Source organism: Streptomyces malachitofuscus (assembly GCF_055571035.1).
This window is the reverse complement of record NZ_JBVIGA010000017.1, coordinates 90,022-111,814: the sequence shown is the minus strand read 5'-3', so window position 1 is coordinate 111,814 and position 21,793 is coordinate 90,022. Positions and strand designations below refer to the sequence as shown.

26 protein-coding genes, 1 tRNA gene, 1 pseudogene and 1 riboswitch are annotated in these 21,793 nt (G+C 69.4%); of the genes and pseudogenes, 10 read left to right on the top strand and 18 right to left on the bottom strand.

What is annotated here, in order from left to right; translation table 11 throughout:
- Positions 1-6: 6 nt before the first annotated feature.
- Together ACZ44S_RS24325 and ACZ44S_RS24320 are read right to left on the bottom strand one after the other, a co-directional pair.
- The gene (locus tag ACZ44S_RS24325; RefSeq protein WP_466932564.1) at positions 7-783 is read right to left on the bottom strand and encodes an ABC transporter permease; all 777 of its coding nucleotides are present in this window, start codon (positions 781-783) and stop codon (positions 7-9) included.
- Between the two features lie 64 nt (positions 784-847).
- Positions 848-1,648 carry an ABC transporter permease gene (locus ACZ44S_RS24320; protein WP_466932407.1) on the bottom strand — a complete coding sequence of 267 codons (801 nt, stop codon included), beginning with the start codon at positions 1,646-1,648 and terminating at the stop codon, positions 848-850.
- Between the two features lie 254 nt (positions 1,649-1,902).
- Between ACZ44S_RS24320 and ACZ44S_RS24315 the strand changes: the two genes are divergently transcribed.
- On the top strand, positions 1,903-4,305 hold the full coding sequence (locus ACZ44S_RS24315) for a transglycosylase domain-containing protein (protein WP_466932405.1): 2,403 nt from the start codon (positions 1,903-1,905) through the stop codon (positions 4,303-4,305).
- Between the two features lie 15 nt (positions 4,306-4,320).
- Here the strand turns inward: ACZ44S_RS24315 and ACZ44S_RS24310 are convergent, their stop codons facing one another.
- From ACZ44S_RS24310 to ACZ44S_RS24300, 3 genes are all read right to left on the bottom strand, one after another.
- The gene (locus ACZ44S_RS24310) at positions 4,321-4,641 is read right to left on the bottom strand and encodes a DMT family transporter (RefSeq protein ID WP_466932403.1); all 321 of its coding nucleotides are present in this window, start codon (positions 4,639-4,641) and stop codon (positions 4,321-4,323) included.
- Between the two features lie 33 nt (positions 4,642-4,674).
- A riboswitch (guanidine-III (ykkC-III) riboswitch) is annotated at positions 4,675-4,736 on the bottom strand.
- 66 nt (positions 4,737-4,802) lie between these two features.
- Positions 4,803-5,105 (bottom strand): GroES family chaperonin, encoded by a 303-nt coding sequence (locus ACZ44S_RS24305; protein ID WP_199293027.1) that lies wholly within the window; start codon positions 5,103-5,105, stop codon positions 4,803-4,805.
- A gap of 96 nt (positions 5,106-5,201) precedes the next feature.
- The gene (locus ACZ44S_RS24300; protein WP_466932562.1) at positions 5,202-5,531 is read right to left on the bottom strand and encodes a DUF3618 domain-containing protein; all 330 of its coding nucleotides are present in this window, start codon (positions 5,529-5,531) and stop codon (positions 5,202-5,204) included.
- 147 nt (positions 5,532-5,678) lie between these two features.
- Here ACZ44S_RS24300 and bcp point away from each other — a divergent pair, with 147 nt between their 5' ends.
- From bcp to ACZ44S_RS24280, 4 genes and pseudogenes are all read left to right on the top strand, one after another.
- Entirely contained in the window at positions 5,679-6,146 is a 468-nt protein-coding gene (bcp, locus tag ACZ44S_RS24295) for a thioredoxin-dependent thiol peroxidase (RefSeq protein WP_466932400.1), read from the top strand.
- 137 nt (positions 6,147-6,283) lie between these two features.
- Positions 6,284-6,811: pseudogene (locus ACZ44S_RS24290) on the top strand (HNH endonuclease); the annotation flags it as partial.
- Entirely contained in the window at positions 6,785-7,294 is a 510-nt protein-coding gene (locus tag ACZ44S_RS24285) for an HNH endonuclease signature motif containing protein (RefSeq protein ID WP_466932560.1), read from the top strand. The pseudogene ACZ44S_RS24290 and the gene ACZ44S_RS24285, both read left to right, overlap by 27 nt.
- A gap of 15 nt (positions 7,295-7,309) precedes the next feature.
- Positions 7,310-7,385 (top strand) — tRNA-Leu (locus ACZ44S_RS24280).
- A gap of 56 nt (positions 7,386-7,441) precedes the next feature.
- On the opposite strand, the gene rdgB is transcribed toward ACZ44S_RS24280, so the two are convergent.
- The 4 genes from rdgB to ACZ44S_RS24260 all read right to left on the bottom strand — a co-directional run bounded on the left by rdgB (position 7,442) and on the right by ACZ44S_RS24260 (position 9,688).
- Entirely contained in the window at positions 7,442-8,044 is a 603-nt protein-coding gene (gene rdgB / locus ACZ44S_RS24275; protein WP_466932398.1) for an RdgB/HAM1 family non-canonical purine NTP pyrophosphatase, read from the bottom strand.
- A gap of 36 nt (positions 8,045-8,080) precedes the next feature.
- On the bottom strand, positions 8,081-8,479 hold the full coding sequence (locus tag ACZ44S_RS24270; protein ID WP_466932396.1) for a hypothetical protein: 399 nt from the start codon (positions 8,477-8,479) through the stop codon (positions 8,081-8,083).
- A 142-nt stretch (positions 8,480-8,621) separates the two neighbouring features.
- Entirely contained in the window at positions 8,622-9,359 is a 738-nt protein-coding gene (gene rph, locus ACZ44S_RS24265) for a ribonuclease PH (RefSeq protein ID WP_466932394.1), read from the bottom strand.
- A 95-nt stretch (positions 9,360-9,454) separates the two neighbouring features.
- Positions 9,455-9,688, bottom strand: coding sequence for a PTS sugar transporter subunit IIB (locus tag ACZ44S_RS24260; protein ID WP_037931958.1), 234 nt, complete (start codon positions 9,686-9,688; stop codon positions 9,455-9,457).
- Positions 9,689-9,875: 187 nt separating this feature from the next.
- Between ACZ44S_RS24260 and ACZ44S_RS24255 the strand changes: the two genes are divergently transcribed.
- Together ACZ44S_RS24255 and ACZ44S_RS24250 are read left to right on the top strand one after the other, a co-directional pair.
- Complete coding sequence (locus ACZ44S_RS24255; protein ID WP_466932392.1) at positions 9,876-11,189, top strand: PTS transporter subunit EIIC; 1,314 nt, start codon at positions 9,876-9,878, stop codon at positions 11,187-11,189.
- 210 nt (positions 11,190-11,399) lie between these two features.
- Entirely contained in the window at positions 11,400-12,650 is a 1,251-nt protein-coding gene (locus ACZ44S_RS24250) for a PTS transporter subunit EIIC (RefSeq protein WP_466932390.1), read from the top strand.
- Between the two features lie 73 nt (positions 12,651-12,723).
- On the opposite strand, the gene ACZ44S_RS24245 is transcribed toward ACZ44S_RS24250, so the two are convergent.
- Complete coding sequence (locus tag ACZ44S_RS24245; protein ID WP_466932388.1) at positions 12,724-13,476, bottom strand: MBL fold metallo-hydrolase; 753 nt, start codon at positions 13,474-13,476, stop codon at positions 12,724-12,726.
- 201 nt (positions 13,477-13,677) lie between these two features.
- Between ACZ44S_RS24245 and ACZ44S_RS24240 the strand changes: the two genes are divergently transcribed.
- Positions 13,678-13,809 (top strand): hypothetical protein, encoded by a 132-nt coding sequence (locus ACZ44S_RS24240; RefSeq protein WP_466932386.1) that lies wholly within the window; start codon positions 13,678-13,680, stop codon positions 13,807-13,809.
- A 70-nt stretch (positions 13,810-13,879) separates the two neighbouring features.
- On the opposite strand, the gene ACZ44S_RS24235 is transcribed toward ACZ44S_RS24240, so the two are convergent.
- From ACZ44S_RS24235 to clpS, 7 genes are all read right to left on the bottom strand, one after another.
- The gene (locus ACZ44S_RS24235) at positions 13,880-14,830 is read right to left on the bottom strand and encodes a PLP-dependent cysteine synthase family protein (RefSeq protein ID WP_466932384.1); all 951 of its coding nucleotides are present in this window, start codon (positions 14,828-14,830) and stop codon (positions 13,880-13,882) included.
- 6 nt (positions 14,831-14,836) lie between these two features.
- The gene (locus ACZ44S_RS24230; RefSeq protein WP_190164183.1) at positions 14,837-15,115 is read right to left on the bottom strand and encodes a MoaD/ThiS family protein; all 279 of its coding nucleotides are present in this window, start codon (positions 15,113-15,115) and stop codon (positions 14,837-14,839) included.
- A 104-nt stretch (positions 15,116-15,219) separates the two neighbouring features.
- Complete coding sequence (locus tag ACZ44S_RS24225) at positions 15,220-15,315, bottom strand: putative leader peptide (RefSeq protein ID WP_312847494.1); 96 nt, start codon at positions 15,313-15,315, stop codon at positions 15,220-15,222.
- 97 nt (positions 15,316-15,412) lie between these two features.
- Positions 15,413-15,835, bottom strand: a complete 423-nt coding sequence (locus tag ACZ44S_RS24220; protein WP_466932380.1) for a M67 family metallopeptidase — start codon at positions 15,833-15,835, stop codon at positions 15,413-15,415.
- Between the two features lie 323 nt (positions 15,836-16,158).
- On the bottom strand, positions 16,159-17,694 hold the full coding sequence (locus ACZ44S_RS24215) for an alanine/glycine:cation symporter family protein (protein WP_466932378.1): 1,536 nt from the start codon (positions 17,692-17,694) through the stop codon (positions 16,159-16,161).
- A 366-nt stretch (positions 17,695-18,060) separates the two neighbouring features.
- Positions 18,061-18,663, bottom strand: coding sequence for a DUF2017 domain-containing protein (locus ACZ44S_RS24210; protein ID WP_466932376.1), 603 nt, complete (start codon positions 18,661-18,663; stop codon positions 18,061-18,063).
- Positions 18,664-18,718: 55 nt separating this feature from the next.
- Positions 18,719-19,036, bottom strand: coding sequence for an ATP-dependent Clp protease adapter ClpS (clpS, locus tag ACZ44S_RS24205; RefSeq protein WP_190164178.1), 318 nt, complete (start codon positions 19,034-19,036; stop codon positions 18,719-18,721).
- Between the two features lie 97 nt (positions 19,037-19,133).
- Here clpS and ACZ44S_RS24200 point away from each other — a divergent pair, with 97 nt between their 5' ends.
- Together ACZ44S_RS24200 and ACZ44S_RS24195 are read left to right on the top strand one after the other, a co-directional pair.
- Complete coding sequence (locus tag ACZ44S_RS24200; RefSeq protein ID WP_466932374.1) at positions 19,134-20,486, top strand: nicotinate phosphoribosyltransferase; 1,353 nt, start codon at positions 19,134-19,136, stop codon at positions 20,484-20,486.
- Between the two features lie 120 nt (positions 20,487-20,606).
- Positions 20,607-21,200, top strand: a complete 594-nt coding sequence (locus ACZ44S_RS24195) for a nicotinamidase (protein WP_466932372.1) — start codon at positions 20,607-20,609, stop codon at positions 21,198-21,200.
- A gap of 150 nt (positions 21,201-21,350) precedes the next feature.
- Here the strand turns inward: ACZ44S_RS24195 and ACZ44S_RS24190 are convergent, their stop codons facing one another.
- On the bottom strand, positions 21,351-21,674 hold the full coding sequence (locus tag ACZ44S_RS24190) for a hypothetical protein (protein ID WP_466932370.1): 324 nt from the start codon (positions 21,672-21,674) through the stop codon (positions 21,351-21,353).
- Positions 21,675-21,793 lie beyond the last annotated feature (119 nt).

The following is a 21,793-nucleotide window of genomic DNA, read 5'->3' as shown; positions in this document are numbered from 1 at the left end:
CCGCCCCTAACTCCCCGTGCTCCGATACGACCTCAGCCCGGCCCGCCACGCCACGCCCGCCAGCGCCGCACACACCACCGCCACCAGCGGCGCCACGAAGGCCGACCCGTCCGGCAGCCCCAGCGGGTACGGGCGCCCCAGCAGATGGGCCGCCGGCACCCAGTTGACGAAGGCCAGCGGCAGCACGAACGTCACCCCGCGCACCAGGTCCCGGCCGAACACCGTCGGCGGATACTGCAGCAGCGTCGTGCCGCCGTACGTGAACGCGTTCTGCACCTCCGCGGCGTCCTGCGCCAGGAACTGGAAGGCGCCGCCCGCCACGAACAGCGAACCGAAGATCACCGCGCCGCAGACCAGTGTCACCGGGACCAGCAGCACCTTCACCACGGTCCAGTCGACATCGGCCGCCACCAGCGCCCAGCCCAGCACCGCCGCCCCCTGGACGCCCCGGCCCAGACGGCGCAGCGCGAAGCGGTCCGCGGCGACCTGGGCGAGCACCGGTGCGGGCCGCACCAGCAGCGTGTCGAACGAGCCGTCCCGCACCCGGCCCCCCAGGGAGCCCACCGAACCGAACACCAGCTGGGCGGCCCCGAACGAGGTGGCGGAGAGGCCGTACAGCAGGGCCACGTCGGGCAGCGTCCAGCCGCCGAGCGCATCGACCTGCGAGAACATCAGCAGGATCGCCACGAAGTCCAGACCCGTCAGCACCAGGTTGCCGCACACCGTGAGGACGAAGGAGGCCCGATAGGCCAGGGTGGAGCGGATCCACATCCCGGCGATCATCCGGTACGCCCGCAGCCCCTCCACCACCCGGGAGCGCTCCGGAAAAGGCTTGTGCGGCGGCGCCTCAGCCACCCTGCACCACCACCCGCCGCGTCGCCGCCGACTGCAGCAGCCGGCCCGCCGCCAGCAGCGCCACCGCCCACGCCGCCTGGAAGACGTACGCCCCCAGGAGAGCGGTCTCCCCCATCAGCACGTCCGCCGGCACCTGGAGCTGCGCCGCCCACGGCAGCGCCTGCACGACCTCGCCGAGCGAACCGGGAAAGGCGTTCAGCGGCAGCGTCATGCCCGAACAGAAGAGTCCCGTCACCATCAGGGCCTGCGCGACACCCTGGCCGTCCAGCAGCCAGAACGCGCTCAGCGCGAACAGATAGCGGATGGCGAAACTGACGAGCATCGCCAGCAGCAGCGCGAGCAGGAACGCGGCCCACACCGCGGCCTCCGCGGGCAGCGCGCTCGGGAAGAGCAACGCGCCGAAGACGAACGGGACCACGCCCCGCCCCAGCAGCTGGAACACCGCCCGCCCCACGTCGTTCGCCAGCCACCACAACTGCAGATCGACCGGCCGGTACAGATCGACCGCGATCTCACCCGTACGGATGCGTTCCATCAGCTCGACCTCGAACCCGCCTCCCTGGACGGCGAGCATCGCGAACAGCGCCTGCCCCAGCCACACATAGGTGACGGCCTGCGCCTGGTCGTACCCGCCGAGACCCGGCCGGGCCTCCCACAGCGCGAGATACGTGTAGACCAGGATCAGGCCGAAGACGGTGTTGGTGAACACCCCGGCGGCCGTGGCCACCCGGTAGGTCGCGTACCGCCGGAAGCCCCCCGCCGCGACGGCCGGGTACACCCGCCACGAGCCCACGCCCGCCCCTTCCTCCCGCACCCGGCACCGAAGCGCAGGAGCCTAGTGCGCGCGCGAGTCCCCCCGCCACGCGATTTCCCGCCCCCGGGGCGGGTGTGACAGCCGCCCGTCAGGGCCATGCGTGTGAGAAGCCGCAAGTGTGCGCGACGCGCGCCGCGGCCGCGGAAGGCGCCGCCGGATGGGACAGTCTTGAATAAGAGGAACGCACCCGGCGTACGGGAACGAACGAGGCGAAACAGGAGTCCGTGCACGACATGAGCGACGACCCGCAGCCGCAGCGGCCCCAGCCGGGCTGGGCACCGAGAGACCCTCAGGCGGCGGACACCCCCGAGGGGGAGACGGAAGGCAGCGCGGGAAGCAGCGCGGGAGGCAAGGGCAGGGCGAAACGCACCGGATGGCGCCGGCTGATCCCCACCTGGCGCATGGTGACCGTCGCCTTCCTCGTCACCGGCCTCCTCGTCGTCGGCGGCTTCTTCCTCGGCTACCACGTCGTGCAGATCCCCGCCGCCAACACCCTCGCCACCCAGCAGGCCAACGTCTACCTCTACGCCGACGGCTCCGTCATCGCCCGCGACGGCGAGGTCAACCGGGAGAACGTCACCCTCTCCCAGATCTCGAAGGACGCCCAGCACGCCGTCCTCGCCGCCGAGGACCGCGACTTCTACACCGAGTCCGCCGTCGACCCCCAGGCCATGGTCCGCGGCGCCTGGAACACCCTCACCGGCAAGGGCAAACAGTCCGGCTCCACCATCACCCAGCAGTACGTGAAGAACTACTACCTCCGCCAGGAACAGACCGTCACCCGCAAGGTGAAGGAGTTCTTCATCGCCATCAAGCTCGACCGGAACCAGAGCAAGGACCAGATCCTCGAGGGCTACCTCAACACCAGCTTCTTCGGCCGCGGCGCCTACGGCATCCAGGCCGCCGCCCACGCCTACTACGACATGGACGCCTCCGAACTCGACGCCGGCCGCGCCGCCTACCTCGCCGCCCTCGTCAACGCGCCCAGCCAGTACGACGTCATCACCCACCCCGAGAACCGCGGCACCGTCGAGGACCGCTGGAACTACGTCCTGGACGGCATGGTCGACGAGGGCTGGCTGAGCGAGGGCGAACGCGCCGGCATGACGTTCCCGATGCCCAAGGAGACCACCCTCTCCACCAGCATGTCCGGGCAGCGCGGCTACATCGTGAACATCGTCAAGAAGTACCTGACCGACCACGACATCGTAGACGAGGCCACCCTCGACGCCGGCGGCTACCGCATCACCACCACCCTCCAGAAGGACAAGCAGGACGCCTTCGTCGACGCCGTCAACGACAAACTGATGGACCGGCTCGACACCGAGAACCGCAAGGTCGACACCTACGTCCGGGCCGGCGGCGCCTCCGTCGAACCCAAGACCGGCAAGATCGTCGCGATGTACAACGGCATCGACTACGTCAAGCAGTACACCCCCAACGCCACCCGCCGGGACTTCCAGGTCGGCTCCTCGTTCAAACCGTTCGTGTTCACCTCCGCCGTCGAGAACAAGTCCCGCACCCACGACGGCCGCCGCATCACACCCAACACCCACTACGACGGCACCAGCGAACGCCCCGTCCAGGGCTGGCCAGGCGACCGCTACGCCCCGGAGAACGAGGACCACCGCGACTACGGCGACATCACAGTCCGCGAAGCCACCGACAAGTCCGTCAACGCCGTGTACGCACAGATGGCCGTCGACGTCGGCCCCGACAAGGTCCGGCAGACCGCCATCGACCTGGGCCTGTCCAAGGACACCCCCAGCCTCGACGACGCCGGACCCTCCATCGCCCTCGGCGTCGCCACCGCCAGCGTCCTCGACATGGCCAAGGCGTACGCCACCCTCGCCAACCACGGCAAGCACGCCGCCTACACACTGGTCGAGAAGGTCACCCACGGCCAGGAGACCGTCGAACTGCCCGAACGCCACACCCGCCAGGCCGTCAGCCGCCAGGCCGCCGACACCACCACCGCCGTCCTCAAGGGCGTCGTCGAGAACGGCACCGCCACCGCCGCCCAGACCGCCGGCCGCCCCGCCGCCGGCAAGACCGGCACCGCGGAAGAGGACACCGCCGCCTGGTTCGCCGGCTACACCCCCGACCTCGCCACCGTCGTCGCCGTCATGGGCCAGGACCCCGTCACCGCAGGTCACAAATCCCTCTACGGCGCCCTCGGCCTGCCCCGCATGAACGGCGGCGGCGCACCCGCGGAGATCTGGGGCCAGTACACCCGCGAGGCCCTGAAAGGCACGCCCGCCCAGGCGTTCAGCCTGCGGCTCCAGCCGGGCGCCTGGGAGAGCCAGCCGCCCTCCGACGCCGGCACCGGCCCGTCCCGCACCGGCGACCCGACCGACGACGGCAGCACGGCACCGGACGACGACGACACCGGCGACCGCACTCCTGACGACACCGAGGAACCGACACAGGACGGACCGACCGGCGGCCAGGACGAGGGCACCACCACCGGCGACCCCACGGGCGACAGCGGCACCGGCGGCGACGACGGAACGGCCGACGGCGGCACCGGGACGGGCAGCGACGGCACCGGCGACGGCGACTCCAACGGCGACGACGAGACCCGCCCCGGGAGCCTCACCGGCACCATCACCCAAAACGCCCGCCGGGTCTGGTGAGCCGCCCGCGCCCCCTCAGTGGCCCGAGGTCGCCTTCAGCCCCACCACGGCGACCAGCAGCAGGCTGATGAAGAAGATCCGGGCGGCGGTCACCGGCTCCCCCAGCACCACCATGCCGAGCACGGCCGCACCGGCCGCGCCGATCCCCACCCACACACCGTAGGCCGTACCGATCGGCAGAGTGCGGGACGCGTACGACAGCAGCAGCATGCTCGCGACGATGCCGGCGCCGGTCAGCACACTCGGCACCAGGCGGGTGAAGCCCTCGGTGTACTTCATCCCGACCGCCCAGCCCACCTCCAGCAGACCGGCGACCACCAGCAGAACCCAGGCCATGACAGACACCTCCGGGACACGAACGGAAACGGGGGTGCGTCGTCTTTGCCTTCACCCCGGTACGGCGCGTCTCGTCGGGGCCCACAAGGGTGCTTCCACCGTAGCCGAAAACAGGAGAAGGGGCTGGTGACCATGGTCACCAGCCCCTCCAGACCTCAGAACTACAGGTACAGGCCGGTCGAATCCTCAGAACCCTCGAAGCGGTCCGCGGCGACCGCATGCAGATCACGCTCCCGCATCAGCACATAGGCAGTACCGCGCACCTCGACCTCCGCCCGGTCCTCCGGATCGAACAGCACCCGGTCGCCCGGCTCCACGGTCCGCACGTTCTGCCCCACCGCCACCACCTCGGCCCAGGCCAGCCGACGGCCCACCGCGGCCGTCGCGGGAATGAGAATGCCGCCCCCGGAACGCCGCTCACCCTCACTGGTGTCCTGCCGCACGAGCACGCGGTCGTGCAGCATCCGGATGGGCAGCTTGTCGTGGGAACTGTTCTCGAGTCTCTTGGCGCTCACGTCCTGAAACCTACCTGTCTTCACCACGCACGCACGCGGGAGGGGTCAACGCCGACGCCGCCGCGCCCCCAGGGCCAACAGCCCCACGACGCCCACCACCAGCACCGCCACCGGCACGACCCGCTCCAGCCGGGGCGAGCCCTCCTCGTCCACGAACTGGCCCTTGACGTCACTCACCACGCTGTTCACGCGGACGTACGCCCGCCCCAGCGTGTGGTCCACGTTGGACACGACCCTGGCCTTCGCGTCCCCCATGATCGTCTTCGGGTGCACGCGCACCCCGATCTCGTCCAGGGTCTCGGCCAGCACCGCACGGCGGCGCTCGATGTCCGCCTCGATCTGCGCCGGGGTTCTGGTGTCCGCCGTGTCCGCCACCGTGCCGCCTCCGAAATCCACTGATACCTGTGTACCTGTGCCGGACAGTCTGTCAGCTCCACGCCGCCGCGCACCGTCAGGACCCCCGGTTACCCTCGATCCCGGCACCCGATCCACGCAGCGCGTACGTACGAGGAGACCAGACCGATGAGCGAACGCCTCCAGCCCGGGGACGAGGCCCCCGCCTTCACCCTGCCCGACGCCGACGGCAACGAGGTGTCCCTGGCCGACCACGAGGGCCGCAAGGTCATCGTCTACTTCTACCCGGCCGCCCTCACCCCCGGCTGCACGAAGCAGGCCTGCGACTTCACCGACAACCTCGAGCTGCTCGCGGGCGCCGGCTACGACGTGATCGGCATCAGCCCCGACAAGCCGGCGAAGCTCGCCAAGTTCCGCGAGGCCGAGTCGCTGAAGGTCACCCTCCTCGCCGACGAGGACAAGAAGGTCCTCGAGGCGTACGGCGCCTACGGCGAGAAGAAGAACTACGGCCGGACCTACATGGGCGTCATCCGCTCCACGATCGTGGTCGACGAGGAGGGCAGGGTCGAACGCGCCCTCTACAACGTCCGCGCGACGGGCCACGTGGCCAAGATCATCAAGGATCTCGGCATCTGAGCTCGCCGAGCCCGCCGAGCGGCCCGTACCGGGATTCCGGTACGGGCCGTTCCGCTTTCCGTACGTGACCGTCCGATATCCGGTTCGTTACTCCGTACGAGGCCACGAACAGGTGGCTGGGGAACGGAGGGTGTTCGCTGGGGGCCAGTGCGTACACCAAGGAGCGGCTGGAAGAGGCGGCTCGGGGGGCACGGACGTTGACAGAGGCGTTGGAGCGGTTGGGGGTGGCTCCGAAGAGCTGGAAACGGCGGTATGTCTTCGACCGGATGAGGAAGCTGGGAGTGGATGTCTCGCACTTCGAGCGTGAGGGAGCAAAGTGGACGAGGGAGATCCTTGAGCCTGTGGTCGCGGTATCGACGAGCGTCAACCAGGTGCTCCGCCGACTGGGCCTCGACCCGGTCGGTGGGCACCACACGAACATCTCCCGTCGGATCAAGACCTACGGCATCGACACCTCGCACTTCACACCAGCCGCTCGCACGGAGCGACAGCGGTACAACCAGCGCCGCCGGACCGCTGCGGAAATTCTCGTGCACGACACCTCCAATCACGCCAGACGCATCCCAGGGAGCCGACTGAAAAGGGCGATGCAAGAACTCGGCATGGAGGAGCGCTGCGCACTCTGCGGAATCGAGCCGGTGTGGCTCCAACGGCGGGGGCCAATCTTTCCCCCGAGACCAACCGCTGACGAGCTGCGGAGCGCCGTCGCGGGAACCGTCTCCATCGCAGGCGCGCTGGATGCCTTGGGCAGACCCAGCAATGGCCGACTGCGCGCGCTGTTTCGTCAATGGGTGGCAGAAGACGGCATCGACACGTCGCACTTCCTCGGACAGGCACACCAGCGCGGCAGAACAAGTCCGACAGCCAAACGTGCCGAAGACATCCTGATTCGGCACGACGGCACGCGCCGAACAAAGACCACTCTGCTGCGTCGCGCGCTTCGCGATGTTGGTGTCCCCGAGGAGTGCGCCGGGTGCGGAGTTGCACCGCAGTGGCTCGGCAAGCCGATGACCCTGGAGATCGATCACATCAACGGGGACTGGAGCGACGACCGGCGCGAGAATCTCCGGTTGCCGTGTCCGAACTGTCACGCGGTCACAATGACGTGGTGCAGAGGAGGCCGACGTACCCGTCTCAGCGCCCAGTAGAGTAGGCACCGCTGCGGGCCCGTACCCCAGCTGGCCAAGAGGGCGCCGGTTTAGGTCCGGTGTGTCGTGGGTTCGAGTCCCACCGGGCCCACAGGAAGAAGAGGCTCGGTCCCTTCACATCGAAGGTGCCGAGCCTCTGCCGTACCCTCAGCCCAGCAGTTCTCGGACCACCGGTACCAGCGCCCTGAACGCCTTCCCGCGGTGGCTGATCGCGTTCTTCTCGGGCGGGGTCAGCTGCGCGCAGGTGCGGGTTTCGCCGTCCGGCTGGAGGATCGGGTCGTAGCCGAAGCCGTTCGTGCCGGCCGGGGTGTGGCGGAGGGTGCCGGTCAGGCGGCCCTCGACGACCCGCTCCGTGCCGTCCGGCAGTGCGAGGGCCGCCGCGCAGGCGAAGTGGGCTCCGCGGTGTTCGTCGGCGATGTCGGAGAGCTGGGCCAGGAGCAGGTCGAGGTTGGCCTGGTCGTCGCCGTGGGTGCCGGACCAGCGGGCGGAGAAGATGCCGGGGGCGCCGCCCAGGACGTCGACGCAGAGGCCGGAGTCGTCGGCGACGGCGGGGAGGCCGGTGGCCTGGGCCAGGGTGTGGGCCTTGAGCAGGGCGTTCTCGGCGAAGGTGACGCCGGTTTCCTTGACGTCGGGGATGTCGGGGTAGGCGTCGGCGCCGACGAGGTCGTGGGGCAGGCCCGCGTCGGCGAGGATCGAGTGCAGCTCGGCGATCTTTCCGGCGTTGCGGGTGGCGAGGATCAGGCGGGTCATGGGCCCAGTATCCCCGGGCCCATGGGCGCTGCTTCGTTACGGGGTGCAGACCTTGGTGAGTTCGCCTGCCGCGTCGGTGACGGGGCTGATGTCGGGGGTTTCGTCGCCGTTCCGGATGGAGGTGCGGACGTTGTCGACGGCCTTGTTGAGGTCCTCGACGGCCTTGGAGACGTCGGCGTTGTCGGTCTTGTCGCCGATCTCGGTGAGGTTCTTGTCTATCGAGTCGAGGGATTCCTCGAGCTGGGTGACGTCGTTGCCGGCGTTCTCGACGGCCTGCTGCATGTCGGTGACGCTGTCGGCGATGGCGTCGGCGGTCTGGACGCAGTCCAGTGCCTTGTCGACGGCGTCGCAGCCGGTGGTGAGTCCGGCGGTCAGCGCGACGGCCGCCAGGGTGGCGGCGACGGCTGTGGTGCGGCGTCGGCGGCTCGCGGCCATGGAACGTTCCCTCCCTCGTCGGGCCGGTGCGGCCCGGATCGTCGGCCGGGCGCCCGGGGTTGAGCCGTGCGCCCGTACTCGTTCAGACGCGGCGGTGGCCGGCGCGGTTGCTCCGCGTCGGCCACCTGTTTTGGGGCGTCCTTTACCTTTCGAGGACGGTGTCGAGCGCGGCGCGTTGTGCGGCGGCGAGTTCGGTGCAGCCGGTGACGGCGAGGTCGAGGAGGGCGTTGAGTTCGTCGCGGGCGAAGGGTTCGGCTTCGGCGGTGCCCTGGACTTCGACGAAGCGGCCGTCGCCGGTGCAGACGACGTTCATGTCGGTGTCGGCCTTGACGTCTTCCTCGTAGCGGAGGTCGAGGAGGGGAACGCCGGCGACGATGCCGACGGAGACGGCGCTGACGGTGCCGGTGAGGGGCCGGCGTCCGGGTTTGACGAGCTTCTTGGTCTGGGCCCAGGTGACGGCGTCGGCGAGGGCGACGTAGGCGCCGGTGATGGCGGCGGTGCGGGTGCCGCCGTCGGCCTGGAGGACGTCGCAGTCGAGGACGATGGTGTTCTCGCCGAGGGCCTTGTAGTCGATGACGGCGCGCAGGGAGCGGCCGATGAGGCGGCTGATCTCGTGGGTGCGGCCGCCGATGCGGCCGCGGACGGATTCGCGGTCGCCGCGGGTGTTGGTGGCGCGGGGCAGCATCGAGTATTCGGCGGTGACCCAGCCCTCGCCGCTGCCTTTGCGCCAGCGGGGGACGCCTTCGGTGAGGGAGGCGGTGCAGAGGACTTTGGTGTCGCCGAAGGAGACGAGGACGGAGCCTTCGGCGTGCTTGCTCCAGCCGCGTTCGATGGTGACCGGGCGGAGTTGTTCGGGGGTGCGGCCGTCGATTCGAGACATGGCGGTGAGCCTAGTCGTAGCTGTGGGAAGGGCCCCTTCCGCGGTGGTGGGGAGGGGCCCTGAAGGTGTGGTTCACGCCCGGTTTCGGGGGTGGTTCACATCATGTCTTCGATTTCGGCGGCGATGGGGTCGGCGTCGGTGCCGATGACGACCTGGATGGCGCTGCCCATCTTGACGACGCCGTGGGCGCCGGCGGCCTTGAGAGCGGCTTCGTCGACCTTGGCGGGGTCCACGACTTCGGTGCGGAGGCGGGTGATGCAGCCTTCGATCTCGTCGATGTTGTCGATGCCGCCGAGTCCGGCGACGATCTTCTCAGCCTTGGTGGCCATGTTCGTTCTCCCTGATCCGAACCGCTTTGTCGCAGTAACCCACAGTTGGCCCATCTTTGCGAGCGGTCATGTCGTGGGTGCCGAAGGATGGCGTCACGACAGCGGAACCGTCCTGCCTCACTGGTCTACACCACCGGGTGGACTGCCGCCAAACCCGTCGTGACCGCTCTCCGCGAAGGGGCCGGATGTGAGCACCGACCGTCCTGCCGATGCCGAGCCTACGGTGAGTCCCGCCCGTGAACGCTGGAACCGGTTGTTCCAGGGTCTGCAGAAGATGGGGCGGAGTCTGCAGTTGCCGATCGCGGTGCTGCCGGCGGCGGGCATCCTCAACCGGCTGGGGCAGCCGGATGTGTTCGGGGACGACGGTCTGGGCTGGACGAACGTCTCGAAGGTGATGGCGGGCGCGGGCGGTGCTCTGCTGGACGGTTCGCTGGGGCTGCCGCTGCTGTTCTGCGTGGGTGTGGCCATCGGGATGGCGAAGAAGGCGGACGGTTCGACGGCGTTGGCGGCGGTGGCGGGGTTCCTCGTCTATTTCAATGTGCTGCGTCAGTTCCCGGAGGACTGTCCGGAGGGGTCGGAGGCGGTGCCGCAGGTCGGGTGTCGGGTCACCGACGGGTCGGGGACGGTGACCGCGTTCACCTTCCAGAATCCGGGGGTGTTCGGCGGCATCGTCATCGGGCTGATGGCGGCGTATTTCTGGCAGCGGTTCCACCGGACGAAGCTGGTGGACTGGCTGGGCTTCTTCAACGGGCGCCGACTGGTGCCGATCATCATGGCGTTCGCGGCGATCGTGTTCGCGGCGCTGTGTCTGTGGGTGTGGCCGCCGATCGGTGACGCGCTGGAGAGTTTCAGCGACTGGATGAGCGGTCTGGGCGCGTGGGGTGCGGGTGTGTTCGGTGTCGCGAACCGGGCGCTGCTGGTGGTGGGGCTGCACCAGTTCCTGAACGTGCCGATCTGGTTCCAGTTCGGCTCGTACACGAAGCCGGACGGGACGGTGGTGCACGGTGACATCAACATGTTCCTGGCGGGTGATCCGGAGGCGGGGCAGTTCCTGTCCGGGTTCTTCCCGATCATGATGTTCGCGCTGCCGGCGGCGGCTCTGGCGATCACGCACTGCGCGAGGCCGAGCCGGCGCAAGGAGGTCGGCGGGCTGATGCTGTCGGTGGCGCTGACGTCGTTCGTCACGGGCATCACGGAGCCGATCGAGTACTCGTTCCTGTTCATCGCGCCGCTGTTGTACGTGGTGCATGCGGTGCTGACGGGCGTCTCGATGGCGGTGACGTGGGCGCTCGGGGTGCACGACGGGTTCAGTTTCTCGGCGGGGCTGATCGACTACGTCATCAACTGGAATCTCGCGACCCGGCCGTGGCTGATCATTCCGATCGGGCTGTGCTTCGCGGCGCTGTACTACGTCATCTTCCGCTTCGCGATCACGCGGTTCGATCTGAAGACGCCGGGGCGGGAGCCGGAGGAGGAGGTGGAGGACGCCACGAAGCCGTGATCTCGTAGGCTGGAGGCGGCTGTTCGAGCCCTCGGATCTTGTGGTCCGGGGGCTTTTCGGCGTGCCCGGCGGCGGTTCCGTTTGGCGGTGCGCGGCGGGCACGGTGCGTAGCTTCGCGGTCGCGGGATTGACGGGTTCCTTTATGTGGCCTTCATCGTGTACAACAGGTCTACACCACTAGTGGTGTAGACCACCACCGATGGAGGAACCATGAGCACCGCCACCGACTCGGCGGCCCCCGCAAAGAAGCGGGGATCCGGCCTGTTCCAGGGCCTGCAGAAGGTGGGCCGCAGCCTTCAGCTCCCGATCGCCGTCCTTCCGGCGGCGGGCATCCTGCTCCGGCTCGGTCAGCCGGACGTGTTCGGCGCGGACGGCTTCGGCTGGGACAAGGTCGCCGCCGTCTTCGCCACCGCCGGTGGCGCGATCTTCGACAATCTGCCGATGCTGTTCTGCATCGGTGTCGCCATCGGCTTCGCCAAGAAGGCGGACGGCTCCACCGCGCTCGCCGCGCTCGTCGGCTTCCTGGTCTACAGCAACGTCCTGAAGGCCTTCCCGGTCACCGAGGCGAAGGTGCAGGACGGCGCGGACATAGCCGCGACCTACAACAACCCCGGTGTCCTCGGCGGCATCATCATGGGTCTGCTGGCGGCGGTGCTGTGGCAGCGCTACCACCGCAAGAAGCTCGTGGACTGGCTGGGCTTCTTCAACGGCCGCCGTCTCGTCCCGATCATCATGGCCTTCGTGGGCACCCTCATGGGCGTCTTCTTCGGCCTGGTCTGGGAGCCGATCGGCGAGGTCATCTCGGACGCCGGTGAGTGGATCACCGGTCTCGGTGCCGCGGGCGCCGGTCTGTTCGGTCTGATCAACCGTGCGCTGATCCCGATCGGCATGCACCAGTTCGTCAACACCGTCTCCTGGTTCCAGATCGGTGACTTCACCAACGCCGCCGGCGAGGTCGTCCACGGTGACCTGAACCGCTTCTTCGCCGGTGACCCGGACGCCGGTCTGTTCATGTCGGGCTTCTTCCCGATCATGATGTTCGGCCTCCCGGCCGCCGCGATCGCCATCGCGCACGCCGCCCGCCCGGAGCGCCGCAAGGCCGTGATGGGCATGATGGTCTCGCTCGCGCTGACGTCGTTCGTGACCGGTGTGACCGAGCCGATCGAGTTCTCGTTCATGTTCATCGCGCCGCTGCTGTACGTGATCCACGCGGTGCTCACCGCCCTGTCCATGGCGATCACCTGGGCGCTCGGGGTGCACGCGGGCTTCACGTTCTCCGCGGGGGCCATCGACTACGGGCTCAACTGGAACCTGGCGACCAAGCCATGGCTGATCATCCCGATCGGTCTGGTGTTCGCGGCCATCTACTACGTGGTGTTCCGCTTCGCCATCACCAAGTTCAACCTGCCGACTCCGGGGCGCGAGCCCGAGGAGGAGCTCGAGGACACCACGAAGGCGTGATCCGTCCTCGCCGGACATGACGCCGGGGCCCCCGGAAGCCGAGCGGCTTCCGGGGGCCCCGGCCGTTGGTGCGTCAGATCTCGTACGTCGTCCCCGGCGCCGCCAGCCCCACCGGGCCGTCGTACACCGTGCGGGCGTCGGTGAGGTTGATCTGCGGGTCGGTCCACGGGGGGATGTGGGTGAGGATCAGGCGGCGGGCGCCCGCCCGGGCCGCCGTCTCACCCGCCTCACGGCCGTTGAGGTGCAGGTCGGGGATGTTCTCCTTGCCGTGCGTGAAGGCGGCCTCGCACAGGAAGAGGTCGGCGTCGCGGGCCAGGTCGTCGAGCGCGGGGCTGACTCCCGTGTCGCCGGAGTAGGTGAGCGTCTTCCCGCCGTGTTCGATGCGGATGCCGTACGCCTCGACCGGGTGCGCGACGCGCTCGGTGTGCACGAGGAACGGGCCGATCTCGAAGGTGGACGGCTTGACCGTGTGGAAGTCGAAGACCTCGCTCATGGAGGAGGCCGAGGGCGTGTCGGCGTAGGCGGTGGTCAGCCGGTGCTCGGTGCCCTCGGGTCCGTAGACCGGCAGCGGGGCGCAGCGGCCGCCGTCGTGCCGGTAGTAGCGCGCCACGAAGTAGGCGCACATGTCGATGCAGTGGTCGGCGTGCAGGTGGCTGAGGAAGATCGCGTCGAGGTCGTAGAGACCGCAGTGGCGCTGCAGCTCGCCCAGGGCGCCGTTGCCCATGTCGAGAAGCAGCCGGAAGCCGTCGGCCTCGACGAGGTAGCTCGAGCAGGCCGATTCCGCGGACGGGAACGACCCCGAGCAGCCGACGACGGTGAGCTTCATGAAGCAGAAACCTCCGCTGGCGGGTGTGGAGAGACGGGGGTCGTGCGGTTTGTCGAGCGTAAGGCGCAAAACCGGTGGTCGCTCCTCCACCAGGGGCCGTTGTGGGCGAACTCACCTGTGCTGTCACCGGTTCGGCTGGAAGCGGCGCGTGCCGGTGACGGGAGGGGCGCGCGGTGGCGCGCGCGCCGGTACGGTCTGGGCATGGACACGGCTTGGTGGCTCGCGCTCGCGGCGGTGGTGCTGCTCGCGTTCGTCACCGCGCTCGTCGACGGGTGGGGGCGGGGACACCGGCGGCGGCGCGGATGGGGACGGCGCGGCGGCCCGCGGGAATGACCGGTGGGAACGGGTGAGGGGCCGAAGACATGGTCTTCGGCCCCTCGTCGTACGTCCGTACGGTGCGGCGTCACGCCCAGAGCTGGCCCTGGAGGGTGTCGATGGCCGCCTCGGTCGTCTCGGCCGTGTACACGCCGGTGGACAGGTACTTCCAGCCGCCGTCGGCGACGACGAAGACCACGTCGGCGCTCTCGCCGGCCTTGAGTGCCTTGTTCGCGACGCCGATCGCCGCGTGCAGGGCGGCGCCGGTGGAGACGCCGGCGAAGATGCCCTCCTGCTGGAGGAGTTCCCGGGTGCGGGTGACGGCGTCGGCGGAGCCCACGGAGAAGCGGGTGGTGAGGACGGAGGCGTCGTAGAGCTCGGGGACGAAACCCTCGTCGAGGTTGCGCAGGCCGTAGACGAGGTCGTCGTAGCGCGGCTCGGCGGCGACGATCCGGACGTCGGGCTTGTTCTCGCGCAGGTAGCGGCCGACGCCCATGAGGGTGCCGGTGGTGCCGAGGCCGGCCACGAAGTGGGTGATGGACGGCAGGTCGGCGAGGATCTCCGGGCCGGTGGTCGCGTAGTGCGCGCCGGCGTTGTCCGGGTTGCCGTACTGGTAGAGCATCACCCAGTCGGGGTGCTCGGCGGCCAGTTCCTTGGCGACGCGCACGGCGGTGTTGGAGCCGCCCGCGGCCGGGGAGGAGATGATCTCCGCGCCCCACATGCCGAGCAGGTCACGGCGTTCCTGCGAGGTGTTCTCGGGCATCACGCAGACCATGCGGTAGCCCTTGAGCTTGGCGGCCATCGCCAGGGAGATGCCGGTGTTGCCGGAGGTCGGCTCGAGGATCGTGCAGCCCGGGGTGAGGCGGCCGTCCTTCTCCGCCTGCTCGATCATGAACAGGGCCGGGCGGTCCTTGATCGAGCCGGTGGGGTTGCGGTCCTCCAGCTTCGCCCAGATCCGGACGTCGGCGGACGGCGACAGCCGCGGCAGGCGCACCAGAGGGGTGTTGCCCACCGCGGCCAGCGGGGAGTCGTAACGCATCGGCTATCAGGCCATACCGCCGGCGACGGCCGGCAGGATCGTGACGTTGTCGCCGTCGCTCAGCTTGGTGTCGATGCCGTCGAGGAAGCGGACGTCCTCGTCGTTGAGGTAGACGTTGACGAAGCGGCGCAGCTGCGCGCCGTCCACGATGCGGGCCTGGATGCCGGCGTGCCGGGTCTCGAGGTCGGCGAAGAGCTCGGCGAGGGTGTTCCCGTTGCCCTCCACCGCCTTCTGACCGTCGGTGTACTGGCGGAGGATGGTCGGGATGCGGACCTCGATGGCCATGGCTGAGGGCTCCTGTCGGAAGTGTCTGTCGTGGGTTCGGGAAGGGCGCGCGGCGGCACGCGGCAGCCCGCCGCGGCTCTCGGCCGTACGGCGGCAGCGGAGAATCAACAGATGGCGCTGTTCAGCCGGCACAGGTCGACGTGCAGCCGCGCCACGAGCAGTGCGCCCGGCGCTGTTTCGCTCACGTCGAGAAGAACCATGGGGTCATCGTATCGATTCCCGTGCGGACTCCCGGAGTGTGATCTCACATGCCGGACACTCGTCTTCCACGATGTGGGATCGGGTCCTTTCGGCGGGTCAGTACGCCTCGACGACCTCGACCTCCTCCTCGGTGATCTCGCCGTCCAGGATGCGGAACGAACGGAACTGGAACTCACCGGCGCCGTCGGTGTCGGCGGTGGAGACCAGGACGTAGTGGGCGCCGGGCTCGTTGGCGTAGGTGATGTCGGTGCGGGAGGGGTAGGCCTCGGTCGCGGTGTGGGAGTGGTAGATGACCACCGGCTCCTCGTCCCGGTCGTCCATCTCCCGGTACAGCTTCAGCAGGTCCTGGGAGTCGAACTCGTAGAACGTGGGCGAGCGCGCCGCGTTCAGCATGGGGATGAAGCGCTCGGGGCGGCCGGAGCCCGCCGGGCCCGCCACCACGCCGCACGCCTCGTCCGGGTGGTCCTCGCGGGCGTGGGCCACGATCTGGTCGTACAGGGCCTTGGTGATGGTCAGCATGGGGCTCAGGATAAGCAGACGGGCTGTTCCGTACCGAGGGGTGGTACGGAACAGCCCGTATGCCGGACGCCTTGAGCGGATGGCCGCAGGGGGTGCCACGAGTACTCCCTGCGTCCGGCGTCCCGGGTGGAGGTCGGCCCACCTTCTCGAACCGGCTCGCGTCGCGCTGTGTGACCTGCGGGGAAGGGGAAGGCAGGCAGGCGGCCGGGCCGCCGGGCCCGAGGAGACGCGGATCACACAAGTTGCGGAGGGAACACACCAGGGAAGGGGCCCGTCCGTACCGGTGACGGTACGGACGGGCCCCTGGGGTGCGGACGGTGCCGCTACGGCGCGTCGGTGGCCGCGGCCTTGGCGCTCTCCGCTTCGGTGCCGGCTCCGGACCGGCGGGTGCGGACGAACTCGAGGAAGGAGTTGAGCTCGCGCTTGACCACGGGGGCCAGCAGGTACAGGCCGATGATGTTGAAGACCGCGAGCAGGAAGAGCGCGGAGTCGGCCAGGCTGATCAGCGAGTCGAGGGAGAGCAGGGAGCCCGCGATGACGAACACGCTCCAGGTCACCTTGAACGTCATCTCGCTGACCTTGCTCCGGCCGAAGAGGTACGTCCAGGACTTGAGGCCGTAGTAACCCCAGGTCAGGATCGTGGAGAAGGCGAAGAGCAGCACCGCGACGGTCAGCAGGTGCGGGAACCAGGGCAGGACGGTCTCGAAGGCGTCGGAGGTGATGGTGACGCCGCCGATGCTCTCGCCCTGGCGGGCCTCGTTCCAGCTGTCGGGGGCCGCGATGACGATGGTCAGCGCGGTCATGGTGCAGACGATGACCGTGTCGATGAAGGGCTCGAGCAGGGCGACCAGGCCCTCGCTGGCGGGGTGCTTGGTCTTGACCGCGGAGTGGGCGATGGGCGCGGAGCCGATACCGGCCTCGTTGGAGAAGGCGGCGCGCTGGAAACCGACGATCAGGGCACCGATGATGCCGCCCGCGACACCTTCGGCCTGGAACGCTCCCTGGAGGATGTCACCGATCGCGTCGGGCACGGCGGTGATGTTGAACAGGATGACGATCAGACAGGCCGCCACGTACATGATCGCCATAGAGGGGACCAGACGGCTGGTGACGGAGGCGATGGAGCGGATGCCGCCGAGCAGCACGAGGCCGACCAGGGCGGCCACCACGAGACCGAACAGCACGGCGCCCGCGGAGCTGGCCAGGAAGCCGTCCTCACCGCCGAAGGTGGAGGAGATCTGCGCGTAGCTCTGGTTGGTCTGGAACAGGTTGCCGCCGAACAGACCGAAGAAGAGGATCATGGCGGAGGCCAGAACGGCGAGCACCTTGCCGAGCTTGGCGCCGCCGCGGCCGAAGCGCTCGGCGAGCCCCTTGGGCAGGTAGTGCATGGGGCCGCCGGAGACGGTGCCGTCCGGGTGCTCCTCGCGGTACTTCACGCCGAGGGTGACCTCGACGAACTTGGTGGCCATGCCGAGCAGACCGCAGAGGATCATCCAGAAGGTGGCGCCGGGGCCGCCGATGGAGACGGCGACGGCCACACCGGCGATGTTGCCGAGACCGACGGTGCCGGAGACGGCGGCGGTCAGGGCCTGGAAGTGGTTGACCTCGCCGGGTGCGTCGCTCTCGTCGTACTTGCCGCGTACGACGTCGAAGGCGAGCTTGATCTTGCGTGCCTGGACCAGTCCGAACCATCCGGTGAAGACGAGGCCGGCGATCACGAGCCAGGCGACGATGAGCGGCAGCTCGGCGTCACCGACAGGGACGGTGTAGAAGACGATGTCGCCGACGGTGGTCGCGACAGGGTCGAAGAAATCACTTACGGCGTCGTCGATGTTTTGCGTGATGGAGTCGAGTGACATCGAACTTCCTCAGATGGCGCGGGGACGTGCTGGCGTGCGCAGCAGAGCGGGGGCGATGTGGGCGGGGGGCCCACGTCCCGTTCGGCGACGGCGTTGGGGCGGCGGTCCGTGTACGGGGACCGGCGGCCTGGTGTCGTGCTGGTCGGACACACCGGCGGTGACCGGCTTCCTTGCTCACAGCCAGGGGTGGGCCGCAAGCGAGTTGCCGATTTTTACCACGCCGTTTACCGAACATCGAGTGAGGCAGGTCACAGTAAACCGCCCCAACGGGGTGAATCCGCAGGGGCGGTGACGCGATCGTTATCCGGACTTGAGGTTTTCCTGAGCGAACACTTCAGCGGATATGTGTAGATGTATAGGGCATCTTCACGGCATCAGTGTCGAGACGAGCGTCTCCTGGAGGCCGCCGAGCCACAGGTACGCCATCACCATCGGCTTGCGCGGGTCCTCGTCGGGGAGATGGAAGAGCAGATCGCTGTCGTCCTCGTTGTTGATCTCCAGCCGGGAGCCGATCGCCAGACGCAGGTCGTTCAGCGCGCCCAGCCACTGCCGGGACTCGTCCGGCGACAGCTTCAGCACCGCGCCGCCCTCGCCCTCCGAGGCGAGCGAATCCAGCGAACGGATCACCATGAGGGCGTTGTCGCGCTTGCCGGCCCGCAGGTCGTTCTCGGTGTAGCGGCGGAACTCGGCGGAGTGCGCCCGCTGCTCCTCGGCCTCCTTGCCCTGCGGGGCGGCCTCGGGGTCGCCGTAGGCGTCCGGGAAGAGGCGGCGCAGCACGGGGTCGGAGGGCGGCTCGCTCGGCCCCTCGGCGAAGAGTTCGGCGAGCGGGTCGCCGGAGGCCTCCTCCGCCGGTCCGGGACCGATGAGCTCCATCATCTGCACGGCCAGGGACCGGATGATGGAGATCTCGACGTCGTCGAGGGCGACGGCCGCGCCGCCGCCGGGGAGCGGTTCGAAGGTTCCTGGCATGGAGGCGATCGCTACTTCCGGTCCAGCGGGCGGGGTCGGGTCATGTCCGGCTCGGTCACTTCCGGTCGTGCTGGAGGGTGGCCCACAGTCCGTAGCCGTGCATGGCCTGGACGTCGCGTTCCATCTCCTCGCGCGTACCGCTGGAGACGACCGCCCGGCCCTTGTGATGGACGTCGAGCATGAGCTTGGTCGCCTTGTCCTTGGAGTAGCCGAAGTACGACTGGAAGACGTACGTCACATAGCTCATGAGATTGACCGGGTCGTTGTGGACGATGGTGACCCACGGGACGTCGGGCTCGGGTACGGCGAAGACCTCCTCCGCCGACTCGGTGCGTTCGATCTCCAGGGGTGCGGGTGACGTCACACAGCCCATGCTGCCACCGCAGGGGGGTGGTCGCACAAACCGGCCCGCTGTTCCGGTGCCCGGACCCAAATCGTCAAACTGACGAAATGGGGGTAGCATCCCTGCCATGAACACAGCGGACCTTGGGCGTGGACGACGGGTGGGCGTTCCCTCGACGGCGCTCTTCACCGACCAGTACGAGCTGACGATGCTGCAGGCCGCGCTGAAGGCCGGCACGGCCGGCCGGCGCAGCGTGTTCGAGGTCTTCACCCGGCGGCTGCCGAACGGCCGCCGCTACGGCGTGGTGGCCGGCACCGGGCGGGTGCTGGACGCGGTGGAGAACTTCCGCTTCGACCCGGACGTCCTCGCCTTCCTGCGCGAGAAGGACATCGTCGACGGGACGACCCTGGACTGGCTGGCCGGCTACCGCTTCTCGGGGGACATCTGGGGCTACCCCGAGGGCGAGGTGTACTTCCCGGGCTCGCCGATCATGCGGGTCGAGGGCAGTTTCGCGGAGTGCGTGCTGCTGGAGACGGTGATCCTGTCGATCCTCAACCACGACTCGGCGATCGCCGCCGCCGCGTCCCGGATGGCGTCCGCCGCCGGCGGGCGGCCGCTGATCGAGATGGGCGCCCGGCGCACCCACGAGCTGGCCGCGGTGGCCGCCTCCCGGGCCGCCTACATCGGCGGCTTCGCCTCCACCTCCGACCTCGCCGCCGGCTTCCGCTACGACATCCCGACCGTGGGCACCTCCGCCCACGCCTTCACCCTGCTGCACGACAGCGAGCGGGACGCCTTCCGGGCCCAGGTCGACTCCCTCGGCGGCGGTACGACGCTCCTGGTGGACACCTACGACGTGGCCGAGGCCGTCCGCACGGCCGTCGACATCGCCGGGCCGGAGCTGGGCGCCGTGCGGATCGACTCCGGTGACCTGCTGCTGGTGGCGCACCGGGTGCGGCAGCAGCTGGACGAGCTGGGCGCCACCGCCACGAAGATCATCGTGACCTCGGACCTGGACGAGTACGCCATCGCCTCGCTGGCCGCCGCGCCCGTGGACGCCTACGGGGTGGGGACGCAGCTGGTGACCGGCTCGGGACACCCGACGGCCTCCATGGTCTACAAGCTGGTCGCCCGCGCCGAGTCCGCCGACCCCGCGGCGCCGCTGGTGCCGGTGGCGAAGAAGTCCACCGGCGGCAAGACCTCCGTCGGCGGGCGCAAGTGGGCCGCGCGGCGGCCGGACGAGTACGGCGTCGCCGAGGCCGAGGTGATCGGCACCGGCGAGGTGCCGGCGGAGCTGGCCGAACGGCAGCTGCTGGTGCCACTGGTCCGGGGCGGCGAGGTGCTCGTCCGCGAGCCGCTCGACGTGGTCCGCGACCGGCACGCGGCGGCGCGTGCCGGTCTGCCGCTGTCCGCGACACAGCTCTCCCGGGGGGAACCCGTTCTTCCGACGGAGTACGCGCAGGGGCCGTCGGGTAGCTAGAAGCAAGCTGCGGGCGCGGTCCTTCCGTGCCACTGTCCGTGTCGCCCTCAATTCAATAGGCTCGGAGGTTCACCCGGCCGGGCCTGCCACCGTCCGACCCAGAGCCGAAGGACACCGACCATGCGCCGCGCACTGATCGTCGTCGACGTGCAGAACGACTTCTGCGAGGGCGGCAGCCTCGCCGTGACCGGCGGTGCGGATGTGGCTGCCGCCGTCACCGAGCTGATCGGCCAGGCCGCCTCGGCCGGCGGCTACCAGCACGTGGCGGCCACCCGCGATCACCACATCGCGCCCGGGGGCCACTTCGCCGACAACCCCGACTTCGTACGCTCCTGGCCGGCGCACTGTGTCGCCGGGACGGAGGGGGTCGGGTTCCACCCGAACTTCGCGCCCGCGGTGACGTCGGGGGCGGTCGACGCCGTGTTCGACAAGGGGGCGTACTCGGCCGCGTACAGCGGGTTCGAGGGGGCGGACGAGAACGGGACGCCGCTGGCGGAGTGGCTGCGGGAGCGAGGGGTGACCGAGGTGGACGTGGTGGGGATCGCCACGGATCACTGTGTGCGGGCCACCGCGCTGGATGCGGTGAAGGAGGGCTTCCGGACGCGGGTGCTGCTGGACCTGACGGCGGGGGTGGCCCGGGAGACCACGGAGCGTGCGCTGGAGGAGCTGCGGGGGGCCGGGGTGGAGCTGACCGGGAAGCCGGTCGTGCACTGAGCTCTGCCGTTGGTGACCGGGCGGGGTTTCAGCTCGCGGCGCTTGCCGGTGCCTCCCCCACTCTCGACTCCGCTCGAGCGGGGGGGTACCTCCCAGGCCTTCAAGGCACTGGGGGGAGGCACGACTGCCCGCGGCTGCGTCCGCGCACAGCTAGGCGGCCGGGCGTCTGAGCAGGGCTTTTATGGGGTGCCAGAGTTCTACCGTCAGCGTGGTGGGGTCGGGGGTGGTGCGCCATATGAGGCCGTCGGGATGGTGGAGAACGGCGGTGATCTCGTCCGGCGTGGGCGGCGCCGTGTTGCCCCGCAGGTAGATCGCTCGCAGGCCCAGGTTGCGGAGCCTGGTCAGGGCTCGTGCGCGGTTGTGGGCGTGGACGAGGACGCGGACTCCGGCGGGTGCGTCGGCGGCGGGGCTGGGCAGGTTCAGCGCCACCACCACCGTGCCGTTCGGCAGCTTGCAGAAACCTCCTGCGGCCATGCGCTCATACCCCCGTGTCAGCCGGTGTCAATAAGAGAGTCACAGGAGGCACCTAAACACGGATCGGCGGTGACCCGCCAGGGGGTCACCGCCGATCACGCTCTGACCTGCGAAGATGC